The organism is Brucella grignonensis (assembly GCF_002252505.1).
GTDB classification, from domain to species: Bacteria; Pseudomonadota; Alphaproteobacteria; order Rhizobiales; family Rhizobiaceae; genus Brucella; species Brucella grignonensis.
Genome location: NZ_NNRL01000003.1, coordinates 1 through 13,584, shown reverse-complemented (window position 1 = coordinate 13,584; position 13,584 = coordinate 1). Strand labels below are relative to the sequence as shown.

Here is a 13,584-nt window from a genome sequence, read left to right as displayed (position 1 = left end):
CCGACTGAGCTTTGAGGCCGTTACTTACCCCAAGGCTCCATCTGTCGCGGAAATCCTAAAACCAGCGACAGATCGGCCGCCCCCGGAAAATCAGGGGTTTTCGTGTCGCATGTCTTTGTCGCAAGTGCTACGCCACTTGCGACATGATTTGCGACAGGGGAAGCCGTGAACCGCCAACCAGATTCCGACGCCGGCCGGGTGTTCATCGGCTATGCCCGCGTCTCGACACGCGGGCAGGACTTGGAGCAGCAGCGGGCCGCCCTTGGCGCGGCCGGCTGCGTCCGCATCTTCGAGGAAAAGGCTTCCGGGGCGAAGCGCGACCGGCCCGAGCTGGTGCGGATGCTCGACCACTTGCGCGCCGGCGACGTGGTGACGATCACCCGGCTAGACCGCCTCGCGCGATCGACGGCCGACCTTCTGGCGATCGCGGAGCGGATCAAAGAGGCCGGCGCGGGCCTGCGCTCGCTGGCCGAGCCGTGGGCCGACACCACGACGCCGGCCGGGCGCATGGTGTTGACCGTGTTCGCCGGCATCGCGGATTTCGAGCGCAGCTTGATCGTGGACCGCACGAGCGCCGGCCGGATCGCGGCGAAGGCCCGAGGTGTGCGGTTTGGTCCTTCCCCTGCCCTGTCGGCCGAGCAGATCGCCCACGCCCGCCAGCTCATCCATGAGGACAAGAAGCCGGTGGCGGAAGTCGCCCGGCTTTTGGGGGTGCATCGCGCCACGCTCTACCGGGCTATAGAACGCAATAACGTGAATACGCATTGACGTTACTACGTTTAGCTGCCGGCCCTAGTTTCCCGGTTCCTTCCGCAAGGGATTGCAGAATCGGGCGGCTTGCTCTTAGTTGTAAACATGAAGGAACGCGCGGAAGAGATTCGCAGGGGCGTTGCCGCCCACAGGGCGCGGCAGATCGCGGCCGGCCGCGTGGCGTTGAATACCTATGTTCCGGGCGAGCTTGTCGAGGCAATCGACAGGATCAAGGAGCAACGGGGCGCGTCAGCTCGCGCGCCGATCATCGAAGAAGCGTTGAGGTTCTATATCGAAGCGAAGCAAGGGACATAACGGCAAAACGCCCGACCGCGCCAACGGTCGAGCGTTTTTGTAGGCCGTCAGACACACCGTAGAGCCGGGGCCGATAAGTCTCCCCCTATCTACGCTAGAGCACTCCAATTCGCAAGATTGATTCTTGCGGAAACGGGAGCGCCGTGCCTGCCGTCCTCGCCGTCATGTCCTTCAAATGGAAGGACGAGGGCATATGTTGAGGACGCACTACGCGGCCGCGATCGGCTGCGCGCGCGGGCACGCGCTTGATGAAATCATGCGGGAGGTCTGGAACCGCTACGGCGCGGGCCAGCTCACCGACGACGAGGCCGGCGAGCTTACGACGCTCGCCCATGAGCGCCGGGCCACCCTGCGAGGATCGGGACAGACTGCGCTAGGGCTGATCTTCCCGCCCCCTGCCCCGCGCTGCCCGACGCCAGTTCGCCGGCATAGCCATATCCGGGGCCGATCGGAGGGCCGCATATGGCGGCCGACGACGCGCAGGGACGTGCAGGCGATCTTGAAGGCGGCCGAAATCTACAACGAGGCCGGATTGCGCGAGAAGGGCGAGCGCAGCGGCCCGCTAGGATCGGTGGCGCTCGACGTGCTGCGGCTGTTCGTCAATCTCATCGACTTCCGCACCGGCCGGCTAGAGCCGTCAATCACCACGATCATGGACCGCTTGGGCCGGTCGCGCGATACGATCGTGCGGGCGCTGAAGAACCTGCGGGCGCATGGTTTCATCGACTGGCTGCGGCGCTATGAGCCGACCGGCAACGAAGGGCGCGGCCCACAGGTCCAGCAGACGAGCAACGCCTATCGCCTGTCCCTGCCGGAGAAGGCGCGGCAGTTCCTTGGGCGGTTCGGCAAGGCCCCGCCCCCGCCTGCCGATCATGGACAGGATCAGCGGGCTTGGAGCGAGGCAATTAGCGCCTACAAGACCACCCTGCCCCTCGATGAGCGAACGCAGATCGACGCCGGCGATGGCCCGCTCGGAAAGGCCCTCGTGATGCTGGCAAAGAGTGTGATGAAACGTGAGTCTGATAACCAGACTGAATCCCCATCTGATCTTTATCTAAGAGTACAAACATAAGCGGACGCCGCTGTTCGGGCCGCTCACGCGGCCCTGCGGCGGTTCCGGCCCGCGTATAGGCGGGCCGGGAAACGGCATCCTCACCACCTAATCCGCACCGTTCGCGCCTGCGGCCAGCGTCCTATGGGCTTTCGAGAGGGAGCGAGAGGCAAGGCCGGTGTTTAATTATTTACGTTAATACGTATTAACGTGTAAACGTATCACCTTGATAGAAGGCGATAGCGGCGGCCGGGAAACCGTGCTAGGATGTACACAATTCAACACACGGAGGCGATTCCATGACCGCCAGCACCACCATGACGATTCGGGTTAGGCCCGATGTGAAAGAAAAGCTCGACCGGATCGCGAACGACACGCAGCGAAGCAAATCCTTCCTCGCCGGCGAGGCCGTCGCCGCCTATGTCGATCGCGAGCTTGAAATCATCGACGGTATCAAGCGCGGCATGGCCGATGCGGCGGCCGGCCGAGTGATCCCTCATGCGCAGGCCGTCGCGGAAATGCGTGAGGTTATCGAGGAAGCGAAGCGCCGGAAAGCCGCGCGCGGATGAGGCCGGTTGTCTGGTCGATTGAGGCGCAGCGGGATAACCTCGAAATCCTGCGCTATATCGCAGAGGACAACCCATTCGCCGCCGAACGGGTCGTGGACGCGATCGAGGACGCCGGGAACAAGCTCGGCGAATTTGCGACCGGCCGGCCGGGGCGGGTGAGCGGGACCTATGAAAAGTCCCTCGCCCGTCATCCCTACATCATCGCCTATGAGCTGCGGGACGTAGCGGGCTGGGAAAGCATCGTGATCGTGCGCGTCATCCATACGTCGCGGGACTGGCCGGCCGAGGAATGGCCGCACTAGCTTAAAGACGTAGTAACGCCCTTAGCTATATGCTTTAATACGTATTCACGCAAAGAAGGATTGACGCATGAACGTCATTGCGTTTTTGAGCCAGAAAGGCGGGAGCGGAAAAACCACGCTTTCGGTTCATACCGCCGTGGCGGCCGAGGCGACCGGCGAACGGGTTTGCGTCATCGACGCGGACCCACAGGAAAGCGCGACCGCATGGGCGAGTGCGCGGGAAGCCGGAACGCCGATCGTCGCCACGGCGCAGGCCGGGGAACTGGACGCCGCGCTTAGGGCGGCCGAGGGCGAGGGTATGACCTTGGCAGTAGTGGACGCCCCGCCCCATGCCGCCCCGGCGGCCGGCCAGATAGCCCGGAGGTCGGAGCTGGTCTTGATTCCGGTCCGACCTTCCGCGTTTGACCTCGCTGCGGTCCCGGCCGCCGTCGAGATCGTGACGGCCGCGAAGGTGCGCGGTGCGTTCGTCCTGTCCGCCTGCCCGTTCCGCGCGCCCGAGATCGGGGAGACGCGCGCGGCGCTGGAAGCCTACGGCCTGCCGATCGTCCCCGGCGAGATTACCGACCGGCGCGCGTTCGCCCGCGCCGTCACGACCGGCAGCGCCGTGACGGAGTTCGAGGCCGAGGGCAGGGCAGCCGAGGAAATCCGGGCTTTGTGGGCGTGGATCAAGGACACCTTAGAACGTAAATAGCTAAATACGTAAGAGCGTATTGAAGGAGAGAAACCTATGGCAAAGAAAGCAACCGGCCTCGCGGCCTTCACCCGCCCGAGGGCCGGCGCGGAAGCCACCAGCCTTGCAGCGATCGAGGACGACCGCCCGGCCGTGGAAATCCCGACGCCGAGGCGAAAGAGGGGAGGGGGCGAGACTGTCGCGCTTACGGTCAAGGTCCGGCGATCGGACTGGCAGCGCCTTCGCCAGCTCGCAGATGCAGAGGGCACGACAATTCAGGCGATGGCCGAGGCCGGGCTTTCGGCCGTTCTGGCACAGCACGGATTGCCGCCGATCGAGCCTTATGCACGTTGATACGTAAATAGCTAAATACGCTAATGCTTGCGCGTGTGGCCCGCCCCCCGACCGTCCCTACGGCCCTAGATGATGAGAGCGGGCCGGCCGGGGGGCTATCGTCGCGGCCGTGGTTTTCCTTGAATAGAGCTTGCACCAGGTCGGCGGGTGGATCGTGGCGCAAGCCGCGCCGGAGGGCCGTTCGTAACAAAGTCCCGGCGCAAAGCGCCGGGTCCGCTTCTTGATACGTCAGGGAGCGTCATACAGCCCCCGGAACTCGGAATCAGCATAATAGGCGAGCTTGCCGGCGACGATCGGCCGTTGCCCGGCGAGGAACAGCAATTCGACATTCTGCGGCAGGTTGCGGACCTCATCCGGCGTCAGCAGCGGGCGGGCGGTGTGTTGCTCGCCGTAGGTGATGCCGGTCTTTTCGGCATCGAGGGCGCGGCTCATGGTCTGGAACACGACCGTCTCTTGCCCGAGCAGATCGGAGACAAGCCGGGCGCTGTCGTGATCGTTGACGCCGAACACCTGTAGGACGCCGGCATTTGACAGGAAGGTGCCGGCGCGTTGCCCATAGGTGGCGCGGAGCTGGTGAACGTCTTGCAGGATCGGCCAGAGCTGGACGCCGTAGCCGGCCATGAGGCCCACTGCACGCTCGACGGGGGCCAGATGGCCGAGGGCGACGAGCAGGCGCAGCCAGCGGGAATAGGTAGCGAGCCGATCGGGCGGCAGGGGGTCGGAACAAGAGCAGTTCAAAATCCTGCGCTAAGGTCGAACGGAGCGGGAACGGCCCACAGGGCGCATTTCAAATAGGGCATCAATGATCGGGCATTCCGGAACCTGGTTGCCGGTGCATTGCGCGGCCATATCCGACATTGCCCGCTCCAGACGTCGTAGATCGGCGATTTTCTGACGGATATCTTTCAGGTGTTCGATGGTGAGGTCATGAACCTCACGGCAGGTGTAGCTATGCCCGTCGACCAGGCGAAGCAGTCCACGCAGTTCGTCGAGGCTGAAGCCGAGCTCACGGCCGCGCCGCACGAAATGCAGCCGCCTTGTGTGATCGTTGCCGTAGACGCGATAGCCGGCGGCACTGCGCGCGGGTTTCGGCATGACGCCGATCTTCTCGTAATAGCGGATCGTCTCGATGTGGACGCCGCTGCGCTCGGATAGGACGCCGATAGAAAATTCGTCAGTCTTTTGCATCACGTAGCTCGCACAAATCCGTGAATTTTTCCCGCTTGACCCTGTAGTTACTACAGGCACTAGGGTCACCATAGATCAATTGCGGGAGCATGTGAACGATGACGCAGGACGAAGTGCGGCCACTGGCAGACAAGGCCCTGGAGCCCGTCGAAAAGGGTTTTGATCAGGCAGCGCTGCTGTCGGTTGGCGGCATCGTGGCGGCACTGGGCGCGGCAACCTGCTGCGTGGTGCCCTTTGTCTTGTTCTTTGCCGGCATCAGCGGCGCGTGGATCGGCAATCTGACCGCGTTCGAGCCCTATCAGCCCGTGTTCGTCACGATCGCGCTCGCCTGCCTCGGCTACGGCTTCTATCTCGTCTATCGCAAGCCGAGGGCGGCTGAGTGCATCGAGGGCTCCTACTGCGCGCGTCCGTCGTCCCATCGCGACGCCAAGATAGGCCTTTGGATCGCAACGATTCTGATCATCGTCGCCGTGGGCTTTCCCTATGCAGCGCGGTTCTTCCTCACTGCCTAACCTCAAGGAGTTCCTGATGAAAACTTTACCCCTTATTGCTCTCACCGCGTCCCTGCTGGCGAGTGGCGCCGCTTTTGCCGCCGAGCAGACCGTCACGCTGAATGTCGCCAATGCCACCTGCGAACTTTGCGGCCCGATCGTGAAGCGGGCGCTCAGCAACGTGTCAGGGGTGCTCGCGGTTGATGTGTCGGAGGCGACAGATGGGGCGATCGCCAAGGTGCGCTTTGACGACGGCAAGACAAATGTCGCTGCGTTGATCACCGCAACCACCAACGCCGGCTATCCCTCCAAGGTTTCGCAGTAGGGAGGCTCGGCATGACGGATGGAAAGTTCATCGGCATGGGCAGTGTCGGGCTTCTCGCCGTCATCTGTTGTGCCGCCCCATTTCTTTTGGTCGCTGCGGGCTCCTTCGGGGTTTCCGCATGGCTCGCTGCAGCCGGCTATGTGCTGATCCCGATCGCACTCGCTGCTATTGGGCTGGCGGCATTTTACCTTTATCGGCGCCGCCATTCCGGCTCAGCGGCGGATGCCGCTTGCTGCGGATCACCGACAGAAAACAAGGATAAACTGAATGTGTGAACATTGCGAACCGACGCCAAATAAGGGCAACGGCCGTTACGATCTTGTAGTCGTCGGGGCTGGCTCGGCCGGGTTCTCCGCCGCGATCACCGCCGCCGAACAAGGCGCGCAAGTGGCCCTTGTCGGGCATGGCACGATCGGCGGCACCTGCGTCAACATCGGCTGTGTGCCCTCGAAAGCCCTGATCCGGGCCACGGAAGCCGTACGTCACGCCAATGATGCGGCAGCCCGTTTCGATGGTATTGAAAGCGGCGCGCGCGTCGTCGATTGGGCCGCTCAGATTGCCCAGAAAGACGCCCTGGTTTCCGGTCTTCGGCAGGCGAAATACGCCGATCTGCTGCCAGAGTATAACAATGTCGTCTATCGCGAAGGGCAGGCCCGTCTCGTTGACGGCGGCGTCGAGGTCGCGGGCCAGCGCCTCGCCTCCGAACGGATCATCATCGCGACGGGCGCGCGCCCAGACCTGCCGGGAATTCCGGGGATTGCCGACGTGTCGCCGCTCGACAGCACGACGGCGCTCGCCCTGAACGAACTGCCGCGCTCGATGATCGTGCTCGGCGGCGGCTATATCGGCGTGGAGCTGGCCCAGACGTTCGCGCGGGCCGGCGTCGCGGTGACGCTCGTATTCCGCAGCCGGCTTCTGCCGGAGGCTGAGCCCGAAATCGGATCGGCGCTCGCCACCTACCTGGCCGATGAGGGTATCCGGATCGTCGGCGGGATCGCCTACGAAACCGCCCGCAGGACCGATGACGGCGGTATAGCCCTCGCCATTACGCGAGACGGTCGGCCGGAAATCCTGACGGCCGAGCGGATTCTCGTGGCGACGGGACGCCGCCCGAACACTGAAACCCTTGGCTTGGCTGAGGCGGGTGTTGCCGCAACGCCGGCCGGCGCCATCATTGTCGATGACCGCATGCGCACCTCAAAAACCGGCGTCTATGCCGCCGGCGACGTGACCGGAAAAGACCAGTTCGTCTATATGGCTGCCTATGGCGCAAAGCTCGCCGCCAAGAACGCATTGAACGGCGATGGCCTGCGGTACGACAATGCTGCAATGCCCGCTGTCGTGTTCACAGACCCGCAGGTGGCGAGTGTCGGCATGACCGAGGCGCAGGCGCGCGCTGCGGGGCATTCGGTTCGCACGTCTGTTCTTTCCCTCGACAATGTGCCCCGCGCGCTGGCGGCACGCGATACACGCGGCCTGATCAAGCTGGTTGCCGACGGGGCGACCCGGAAGCTCCTGGGCGCGCATATTCTTGCGCCGGAAGGCGCTGACAGCATTCAGACGGCGGCGCTGGCTATCCGCGGCGGCCTGACGATCGACGATCTGTCGGAGGCGATCTTCCCGTACCTGACGACCGTCGAAGGCTTGAAGCTTGCAGCTCAGACCTTCGACAAGGACGTAAAAAAGCTGTCCTGCTGTGCAGGGTAGAGGTGGAACCGCAACGGGCTATCGATAAATCAGAGCGGGCCTGGATAGAAAGAAAGCTTTCTTCCTATATGGCCTATATGGCCAAAAAGCGCACTTTTCACTTGACCTTCCAACCGCTGGAAGCAGCACGCTATTGGAACAGCGGAAAGGTGGTGCGCGATGAAGAATGCCAATATGCTTCAGGAATTGGTAGCGCGGGCTTTCAAACGAGCTTTGCACGAGCAGAACTTCGCCGTTGCCGAATTAATGCTTCAGGCACTCGAAGACATGAACTCCGAGTGCCGATGCAGCACCACCTTGGACGATGCCTTGCTCATGATTGACACTCCGTCACAATGGATGCAGCCGCTAAAGCGGAGCATCCATTGAACGACGCGGTGATGTAGCCGTCAGGATGGTGAGCTATTGTCCCTGACGCGCATGATAGTCTGTCGGCTGGTGTCGAATTTTCTGGCGAGGGCGGAAACGCTCATGCCGCCAGCCAGGTCGGCGCGAACATCACGTTTCTGCTGTTCATTGAGCCGGGCGGGTCGGCCGAGGGCCTTACCTTCCGATTTGGCGCGCTGAAGACCGGATTGGGTGCGTTCGATCAGGAGGTCACGCTCGAACTGAGCCACAGCATTGATGACGTTCATCGTCATTTTCCCGGCCGAGCTTGCCAGATCGACCCCGCCAAGGGCGAGGCAATGTACCCGCACGCCCATGTCCTCCAGCTTTTTGACGGTCGTGCTCACGTCGATCGCATCGCGGCCGAGGCGATCGAGTTTGGTCACGATCAGCACGTCCCCGGATTCCAGCCTGTCCAGCAGCCGAGAAAATCCCCGGCGTTTGGCGATGGCGACACTGCCGGAGACGGTCTCGGTGACGATGCGGCGCGGCTCGACGTGGAAGCCAGCCGCCTCGATTTCCTGAATCTGGTTTTCGGTGGTCTGGCCGGTCGTGGAGACGCGGACATAGGCGAAGGTGCGTGGCATAAGTCAATTTCGTCCGAATAGGCTGTCCGAAATATCTTGCCTGTCCATAAGAATGTCAAGGTAATTTGTGGACAGATCGTTTTACCCCTGTACGGAATCGGACCTTTCCGTACAGGGCAAGGTCATTGGCGCGCAAATGTAAGGAGTAGCAATGGCCAAGCGGAAACTTCTCAAAATTCAGGATCGGAAAGCGCTTTTCGATATTCCCACCGACGAGGACAGCCTGATGCGCCATTATTCCTTGTCACCGGCCGACCGGCTTGAAATCGAGGTCCGCAGACGGGAGCATAATCGGCTTGGCTTCGCGGTGCAGCTCTGCCTGATGCGTTATCCGGGCCGCGCGCTCATGGCCAATGAGATACTGCCCGAAGCGATGCTCAATTATATTGCCGAGCAGATCGGAGCCGATCCAGCATCGTTTGATCTGTATGCCCGGCGGGAAGAGACGCGCATGAATCATGTCGCTCGCCTACTCCGTTATCTCGAAATGAGGGCTGCGACCACAGAGGATCGGCGTGCTGCGCTGCTGGCGGCAATCGAAGCTGCGACCGTGACGGACAAGGGAGCAACGATCGCGACTGCGATCATCACCACGTTCCGCGAACGCCGGGTTCTGCTGCCTGCAGCGAACATGATCGAACGGATGGGACTGGCTGCCCGTGCCATCGCTCGTCGTCAAGCCGAAGCCGCTTTGATCACGGACCTTGATCCGGAAACGCTGGGAACCCTCGATGGACTGCTGGCCGTCGATCCGGCAATTGGCCAGACGCGCTATCATTGGCTGCGGTCAGCGCCGGAGGCACCAGGCGCGGGAAACTTGGTGGGCCTGACCGAACGAATCGCATTCCTGAGGATGCTTGGGATCGATCCCCGTTTGCAGACCCGTGTCCCTTCCGGGCGGTGGGATCAGATGATCCGCGAGGGTGACGCCACTCCGGCATGGCTGGCCAGCGACTTCAATGCCAGCCGCCGGCGTGCGACGATCGTCGCGCAGATCATCAAGCTTGGCCAGAAACTCACCGACGATGCGGTGATGATGTTTATCAAACTCATGGGCCGGTTGTTCTCCCAGGTCAACAACCGCAAAAAGCAGCGCCATATGAGCGCACGCCTGGAAACGTCGAAGGCACTACGGCTGTTTCTGGACACGATCGTCGCCCTGCAGGCGGCCAACGACATGGATGCAGATCCCATGACGATCCTGGATCGGCGCGTAGGATGGCATCGGCTGCTTCAGGTCAAACCCGGTCTCGAGGCCATGGTGGAGAACAGTGATGTGTCGCCTCTGGTAATGGCGGCCGAACAACATGCGACCGTCCGCAAATATGCCGGCGCCTTTCTCCAGACGTTCACCTTTCGCTCGCAGCGACGGCACGATCCGTTGCTTTCCGCCGTCGCCACCATCAAAGGGCTCTACGCGGAAGGCCGCCGCGTGATGCCCGATCGTGTTCCGGTCGGGCATCTGACAAAATCGGAGCGCGAACTGATCTTCGAAAATGGCAAGCCGGATCGGCGGCTTTACGAGATTGCGACACTCACGCATTTGCGTGACCGGCTGCACTCAAGGGATGTGTGGGTCGAAGGCAGCCGCTCGTTCCGACCGATTGATGAACATCTGATGCCGAAGCCGGCCTTTGTTGCCCTGAAGGAGGAAGACAAGCTTGGTCTCGGCGTCCAGGCCGACGGCGCGGCATGGCTGGCGGAAACCCAGCAAATGATGGACTTCAACCTGAAGCGGCTGGCCTGGCGCGCCCGCTATGGAAAGCTTGAGGGCGTGAGAATGGAGAATGGAACCCTGATTGTAACGCCGCACACAAGCGCTGTTCCAGCCGCGGCGGAACCCTCTATGCCGAAATCACCGACATGTATCCTCTGGTCGAGGTACCCGATCTGCTGCGGGAAGTGCATGAATGGACGGGATTCGCCGACCAGTTCACCCATGTCCGGACGGGAGATGCACCACAGAATATTGCCGCCATGCTGGCCGGCGTGCTTGCCGATGGCACCAATCTCGGCCCGAAACGCATGGCGGGGGCCTCGAAAGGCATCAGCGCACATCAGATCGGCTGGATGCGCAGCTTCCATGCCCGCTCCGAAACCTATCGCGCCGCGCAGGCCTGTGTCACCGACGCTCATACGCGCCATCCGCATTCGCGACTATGGGGTGATGGAACAACCGCTTCATCCGACGGGCAGTTCTTCCGGGCTAGCGATCGGGCTGCCAAGCGGGGTGACATCAATCTCCATTACAGCAACGAGCCTGGCACGAAATTCTACAGCGGGCTCTCGGACCAATATGGCTACTTCAGCATTCTGCCGATCAGTCCGACCGAGAGCGAGGCTGTCTATGTCCTCGACGGCTTGTTCGATCACGACACGATTCTGGAGATCGAAGAATTGTTTACCGATACCGGTGGCGCCAGCGACCATGTCTTTGCGCTGTTCGCTCTGATCGGCAAGCGCTTCGCGCCCCGCCTGCGCAATATCAAGGACCGGAAATTCCACACCTTCGAGAAGGCTGATGCCTATCCGGCGCTGGCCAACCATATCGGCGCGCCGATCAACACGGCGCTCATTATGGAACATTGGGACGATCTCCTGCGTCTGGCCGCCTCGATTATGACCCGTACCGTCGCGCCGTCAGCGATCCTCAAAAGGTTGTCCGCCTCATCGAAATCCAGCGATCTGGCTAAAGCGCTTCGCGAGGTCGGTCGGATCGAGCGAACTCTGTTCATGATTGAGTGGTATTCGAGCCCGGCGTTGCGCCGGCGCTGTCAGGCCGGTCTCAACAAGGGCGAAGCCGCCCACAAGCTCAAGCGCGCCGTCTTCTTCCACGAGCGAGGCGAAATCCGGGATCGATCCTTTAACAGCCAGGCGTTCCGCGCTTCCGGGCTCAACCTCGTGGTTAGCGCCATCGTCCATTGGAACACCGTCTATCTCAGCCGCGCCGCTGCCCATCTGCGGCAACAGGGCCGGCATATCCCTGACGATCTGCTCAAGCACATCTCGCCGCTCAGTTGGGAGCACATAAATCTCACCGGCATTTATTCCTGGGACACCGAACAGCAGATGCCCGAAGGCTTCAGGTCGTTGCGGCTTCCCGGCAGACTTCTACGGGCTGCATGATGTTCATCGTCCGTTCGATCTTAGCGCAGGATTTTGAACTGCTCTTGTCCTGACCCCGGCAGGACGAGGAACACGGAGACGTTGCGGCGCTTGAGATCGGCAAAGCGGAAATCCGATCGGCCGAGGACGGCGACCATGCGCGGGCTGTCGAGAAAATGGGTATGGCGCTGCGCGGCCGAGAGGACGCCGGCGGCCTCACGGTCGGATTTGCCGAGGTGGCGGTTTGCGGCGCGGGCGATCAGGCCGCCGGCGGCCGTTGATGCCTGCATGTCCTTCAGAAGCGCCGCGAAGGCTTCAGGGGCGAGGGTGAGGGCTTCGCGGAGGGTGGCGAGGTTTCGCCTGTCGCGCGGCTCGCTGGCGGCAATGTGGAGGATCAGGCCGGCAACGAGCGCCTTGGCTTCCTCGTTCCAATGCGCTTCGCCGGCCATGCCCGGTTCATCGAACACGAGGGCGTCGGCCAAGGTGCTTGCGTCTTCCGCGACATCGAGGCCGGCCGGGTCGAGCTGGTCGAGAGGATTGAAGGCGGCCGAGGCCCTGCCGGTGACGCCGAAGGGGTCGAGGACGTGGACCGGGCCGAATTGCTGGCGGGCGCGGCCGGCGATTTTGGCATTCTCGCCCTTGGGGTCGATGCAGATCACGGAGCGGTCGGCGGTGAGCAGATTGGGGATGATGGTTCCCACGCCTTTGCCGGTGCGCGTCGGTGCCATGGTCAGCAGATGGGCCGGGCCGTCATAGCGCAGGGGCCGCTTTGATTTCGGATCGCGGCCGATCAGCAGGCCGGTATCGGCGCGGGTGAGGGGAGCCACTTCCTTGTTGGTGGCGAAGCGGGCCGAGCCGTGGGTTTCGCCTTCCATGTCCCCGAAATGCTCAATCATGGGATTGGTGAGGGCACGAAATACCATGATGAGAAAGACGGCGATGACGAACAGGCCGGCAATCGTTCTGGCGATCCACCATTCTTGCGGGATGCCGTTGGCAATGGCGGCGAGAACGAGCGCCATAAACAGAATGAACACGCCGACTTGCAGCAGATATTGACCGCCCCGGATCGGCGATAAAATGACCCGGACCAAGGCCCATACCGGATCGCGAGCGGCAGCGCGCAGCATGTTCTTGAACGCGGCCCATGCAAGTGTCGCCTGATTCATGAGCTGGCTTCCCCGGCGCTCCCTGCCGTTTGCGTGTCGGCCGCCTTGCCGAGTAGATCGGCAAAGAGTTCCTTATCGCCGTCGCGTGTCAGGAATCCGGGCAGTTCTCGACGGAGCCAGTCACCGAGCCGCTTGGTGAAATCTGGATCATTGGAGTTTTCGAGCCGATGCAGGACGAGCGCGCCGAGCAGCACCTTGCGGCGTGTATCGTTGGCGCGTTCCTGCTTAGACAGCCGGGCCTTGAGCGCGGCGCGCTGCGCATCCAGTTGGGCTAGACGTTCTTCGATCGTTTTGCGCGCCATGCCTCAATCTCCTTTTCCGTTCGCTTGCCAAGAGTATCATTCCCGGTCGTGATTTCCAGTTGTTTGGCTGTTTTGCTTGAAAATTCGCCGGTCTTGCAGCACAATCGCGGCCTCAGTTTATTGCGTCGACGTTGCCGCAAGCGCCACACCGAACGACGAAAGAGCGAAGCGATTGAGTTGAGAAGGGCGCACTTACGAGTTACTGCGTAACTCAGCGCGCCGCCAGCTAGAAGGCTGGCGGGAAAGACTGAAACGGTATTGGAGCTTGTTGCTTGGCGATCTATCATTTGAGCATGAAGCCAGTTTCGAGGA

General features: G+C 62.1%; 16 protein-coding genes and 3 pseudogenes. 13 read left to right on the top strand and 6 right to left on the bottom strand.

Annotated features, from left to right (window positions below; all coding sequences use genetic code 11):
- Positions 1-165: 165 nt before the first annotated feature.
- The 7 genes from CEV33_RS00110 (at position 166) to CEV33_RS00080 (ending at position 4,011) form a co-directional block, all read left to right on the top strand.
- The gene (locus tag CEV33_RS00110) at positions 166-768 is read left to right on the top strand and encodes a recombinase family protein (protein ID WP_276320790.1); all 603 of its coding nucleotides are present in this window, start codon (positions 166-168) and stop codon (positions 766-768) included.
- 87 nt (positions 769-855) lie between these two features.
- Positions 856-1,065: a ribbon-helix-helix protein, CopG family gene (locus CEV33_RS00105; RefSeq protein ID WP_017502925.1), complete on the top strand. Its 210-nt coding sequence runs from the start codon at positions 856-858 to the stop codon at positions 1,063-1,065.
- 193 nt (positions 1,066-1,258) lie between these two features.
- The gene (locus CEV33_RS00100; protein ID WP_094538637.1) at positions 1,259-2,137 is read left to right on the top strand and encodes a helix-turn-helix domain-containing protein; all 879 of its coding nucleotides are present in this window, start codon (positions 1,259-1,261) and stop codon (positions 2,135-2,137) included.
- Positions 2,138-2,415: 278 nt separating this feature from the next.
- On the top strand, positions 2,416-2,685 hold the full coding sequence (locus CEV33_RS00095) for a CopG family ribbon-helix-helix protein (RefSeq protein ID WP_006473479.1): 270 nt from the start codon (positions 2,416-2,418) through the stop codon (positions 2,683-2,685).
- A complete protein-coding gene (locus CEV33_RS00090; protein WP_094538636.1) occupies positions 2,682-2,987 on the top strand; it encodes a type II toxin-antitoxin system RelE/ParE family toxin in 306 nt (101 codons plus the stop codon). The genes CEV33_RS00095 and CEV33_RS00090 overlap by 4 nt, the downstream gene beginning before the upstream one ends.
- 67 nt (positions 2,988-3,054) lie before the next feature.
- Entirely contained in the window at positions 3,055-3,678 is a 624-nt protein-coding gene (parA, locus tag CEV33_RS00085) for a ParA family partition ATPase (protein WP_032492504.1), read from the top strand.
- Positions 3,679-3,714: 36 nt separating this feature from the next.
- The gene (locus CEV33_RS00080) at positions 3,715-4,011 is read left to right on the top strand and encodes a hypothetical protein (RefSeq protein ID WP_032492505.1); all 297 of its coding nucleotides are present in this window, start codon (positions 3,715-3,717) and stop codon (positions 4,009-4,011) included.
- Between the two features lie 228 nt (positions 4,012-4,239).
- Here CEV33_RS00080 and CEV33_RS00075 read toward each other — a convergent pair.
- A pseudogene (locus CEV33_RS00075) lies at positions 4,240-4,725 on the bottom strand (type IV secretory system conjugative DNA transfer family protein); the annotation flags it as partial.
- Between the two features lie 33 nt (positions 4,726-4,758).
- A complete protein-coding gene (locus CEV33_RS00070) occupies positions 4,759-5,199 on the bottom strand; it encodes a MerR family transcriptional regulator (protein ID WP_094538635.1) in 441 nt (146 codons plus the stop codon).
- A gap of 98 nt (positions 5,200-5,297) precedes the next feature.
- On the opposite strand from CEV33_RS00070, the gene CEV33_RS00065 reads away from it, so the two are divergent.
- The 5 genes from CEV33_RS00065 (at position 5,298) to CEV33_RS00045 (ending at position 8,091) form a co-directional block, all read left to right on the top strand.
- Positions 5,298-5,711, top strand: a complete 414-nt coding sequence (locus CEV33_RS00065; RefSeq protein WP_094538634.1) for a mercuric transporter MerT family protein — start codon at positions 5,298-5,300, stop codon at positions 5,709-5,711.
- Positions 5,712-5,727: 16 nt separating this feature from the next.
- Complete coding sequence (locus CEV33_RS00060; protein WP_094538633.1) at positions 5,728-6,015, top strand: cation transporter; 288 nt, start codon at positions 5,728-5,730, stop codon at positions 6,013-6,015.
- 11 nt (positions 6,016-6,026) lie between these two features.
- On the top strand, positions 6,027-6,290 hold the full coding sequence (locus CEV33_RS00055; protein ID WP_094538632.1) for a mercury resistance system transport protein MerF: 264 nt from the start codon (positions 6,027-6,029) through the stop codon (positions 6,288-6,290).
- Positions 6,283-7,722: a mercury(II) reductase gene (gene merA, locus CEV33_RS00050; RefSeq protein ID WP_094538631.1), complete on the top strand. Its 1,440-nt coding sequence runs from the start codon at positions 6,283-6,285 to the stop codon at positions 7,720-7,722. The genes CEV33_RS00055 and merA overlap by 8 nt, the downstream gene beginning before the upstream one ends.
- Positions 7,723-7,881: 159 nt before the next feature.
- Positions 7,882-8,091 (top strand): hypothetical protein, encoded by a 210-nt coding sequence (locus CEV33_RS00045; protein ID WP_094538630.1) that lies wholly within the window; start codon positions 7,882-7,884, stop codon positions 8,089-8,091.
- Between the two features lie 20 nt (positions 8,092-8,111).
- Here CEV33_RS00045 and CEV33_RS00040 read toward each other — a convergent pair whose 3' ends face one another.
- Complete coding sequence (locus CEV33_RS00040) at positions 8,112-8,696, bottom strand: recombinase family protein (RefSeq protein WP_094538629.1); 585 nt, start codon at positions 8,694-8,696, stop codon at positions 8,112-8,114.
- Positions 8,697-8,847: 151 nt separating this feature from the next.
- On the opposite strand from CEV33_RS00040, the pseudogene CEV33_RS00035 reads away from it, so the two are divergent.
- Positions 8,848-11,822 (top strand): annotated as a pseudogene (locus tag CEV33_RS00035) (Tn3 family transposase).
- A 56-nt stretch (positions 11,823-11,878) separates the two neighbouring features.
- On the opposite strand, the pseudogene CEV33_RS00030 reads toward CEV33_RS00035, so the two are convergent.
- The 3 genes and pseudogenes from CEV33_RS00030 to CEV33_RS24135 form a co-directional block, all read right to left on the bottom strand.
- Positions 11,879-12,970: pseudogene (locus tag CEV33_RS00030) on the bottom strand (type IV secretory system conjugative DNA transfer family protein); the annotation flags it as partial.
- On the bottom strand, positions 12,967-13,272 hold the full coding sequence (locus CEV33_RS00025; protein ID WP_094538628.1) for a mobilization protein: 306 nt from the start codon (positions 13,270-13,272) through the stop codon (positions 12,967-12,969). The gene CEV33_RS00025 and the pseudogene CEV33_RS00030, both read right to left, overlap by 4 nt.
- On the bottom strand, positions 13,242-13,584 hold a 343-nt coding region (locus CEV33_RS24135), incomplete at its 5' end, for a hypothetical protein (protein ID WP_208620105.1). The genes CEV33_RS00025 and CEV33_RS24135, both read right to left, overlap by 31 nt.

Bases quoted from the DNA above. Each gene is read 5' to 3' on its own strand.
- CEV33_RS00065 (WP_094538634.1), top strand. From the start codon at position 5,298: ATGACGCAGGACGAAGTGCGGCCACTGGCAGACAAGGCCCTGGAGCCC.
- CEV33_RS00055 (WP_094538632.1), top strand. From the start codon at position 6,027: ATGACGGATGGAAAGTTCATCGGCATGGGCAGTGTCGGGCTTCTCGCC.
- CEV33_RS00100 (WP_094538637.1), top strand. From the start codon at position 1,259: ATGTTGAGGACGCACTACGCGGCCGCGATCGGCTGCGCGCGCGGGCAC.
- merA (WP_094538631.1), top strand. From the start codon at position 6,283: ATGTGTGAACATTGCGAACCGACGCCAAATAAGGGCAACGGCCGTTAC.
- CEV33_RS00080 (WP_032492505.1), top strand. From the start codon at position 3,715: ATGGCAAAGAAAGCAACCGGCCTCGCGGCCTTCACCCGCCCGAGGGCC.
- CEV33_RS00095 (WP_006473479.1), top strand. From the start codon at position 2,416: ATGACCGCCAGCACCACCATGACGATTCGGGTTAGGCCCGATGTGAAA.
- CEV33_RS00025 (WP_094538628.1), bottom strand. From the start codon at position 13,272: ATGGCGCGCAAAACGATCGAAGAACGTCTAGCCCAACTGGATGCGCAG.
- CEV33_RS00070 (WP_094538635.1), bottom strand. From the start codon at position 5,199: ATGCAAAAGACTGACGAATTTTCTATCGGCGTCCTATCCGAGCGCAGC.
- CEV33_RS00045 (WP_094538630.1), top strand. From the start codon at position 7,882: ATGAAGAATGCCAATATGCTTCAGGAATTGGTAGCGCGGGCTTTCAAA.
- CEV33_RS00105 (WP_017502925.1), top strand. From the start codon at position 856: ATGAAGGAACGCGCGGAAGAGATTCGCAGGGGCGTTGCCGCCCACAGG.
- CEV33_RS00040 (WP_094538629.1), bottom strand. From the start codon at position 8,696: ATGCCACGCACCTTCGCCTATGTCCGCGTCTCCACGACCGGCCAGACC.
- CEV33_RS00060 (WP_094538633.1), top strand. From the start codon at position 5,728: ATGAAAACTTTACCCCTTATTGCTCTCACCGCGTCCCTGCTGGCGAGT.
- parA (WP_032492504.1), top strand. From the start codon at position 3,055: ATGAACGTCATTGCGTTTTTGAGCCAGAAAGGCGGGAGCGGAAAAACC.
- CEV33_RS00090 (WP_094538636.1), top strand. From the start codon at position 2,682: ATGAGGCCGGTTGTCTGGTCGATTGAGGCGCAGCGGGATAACCTCGAA.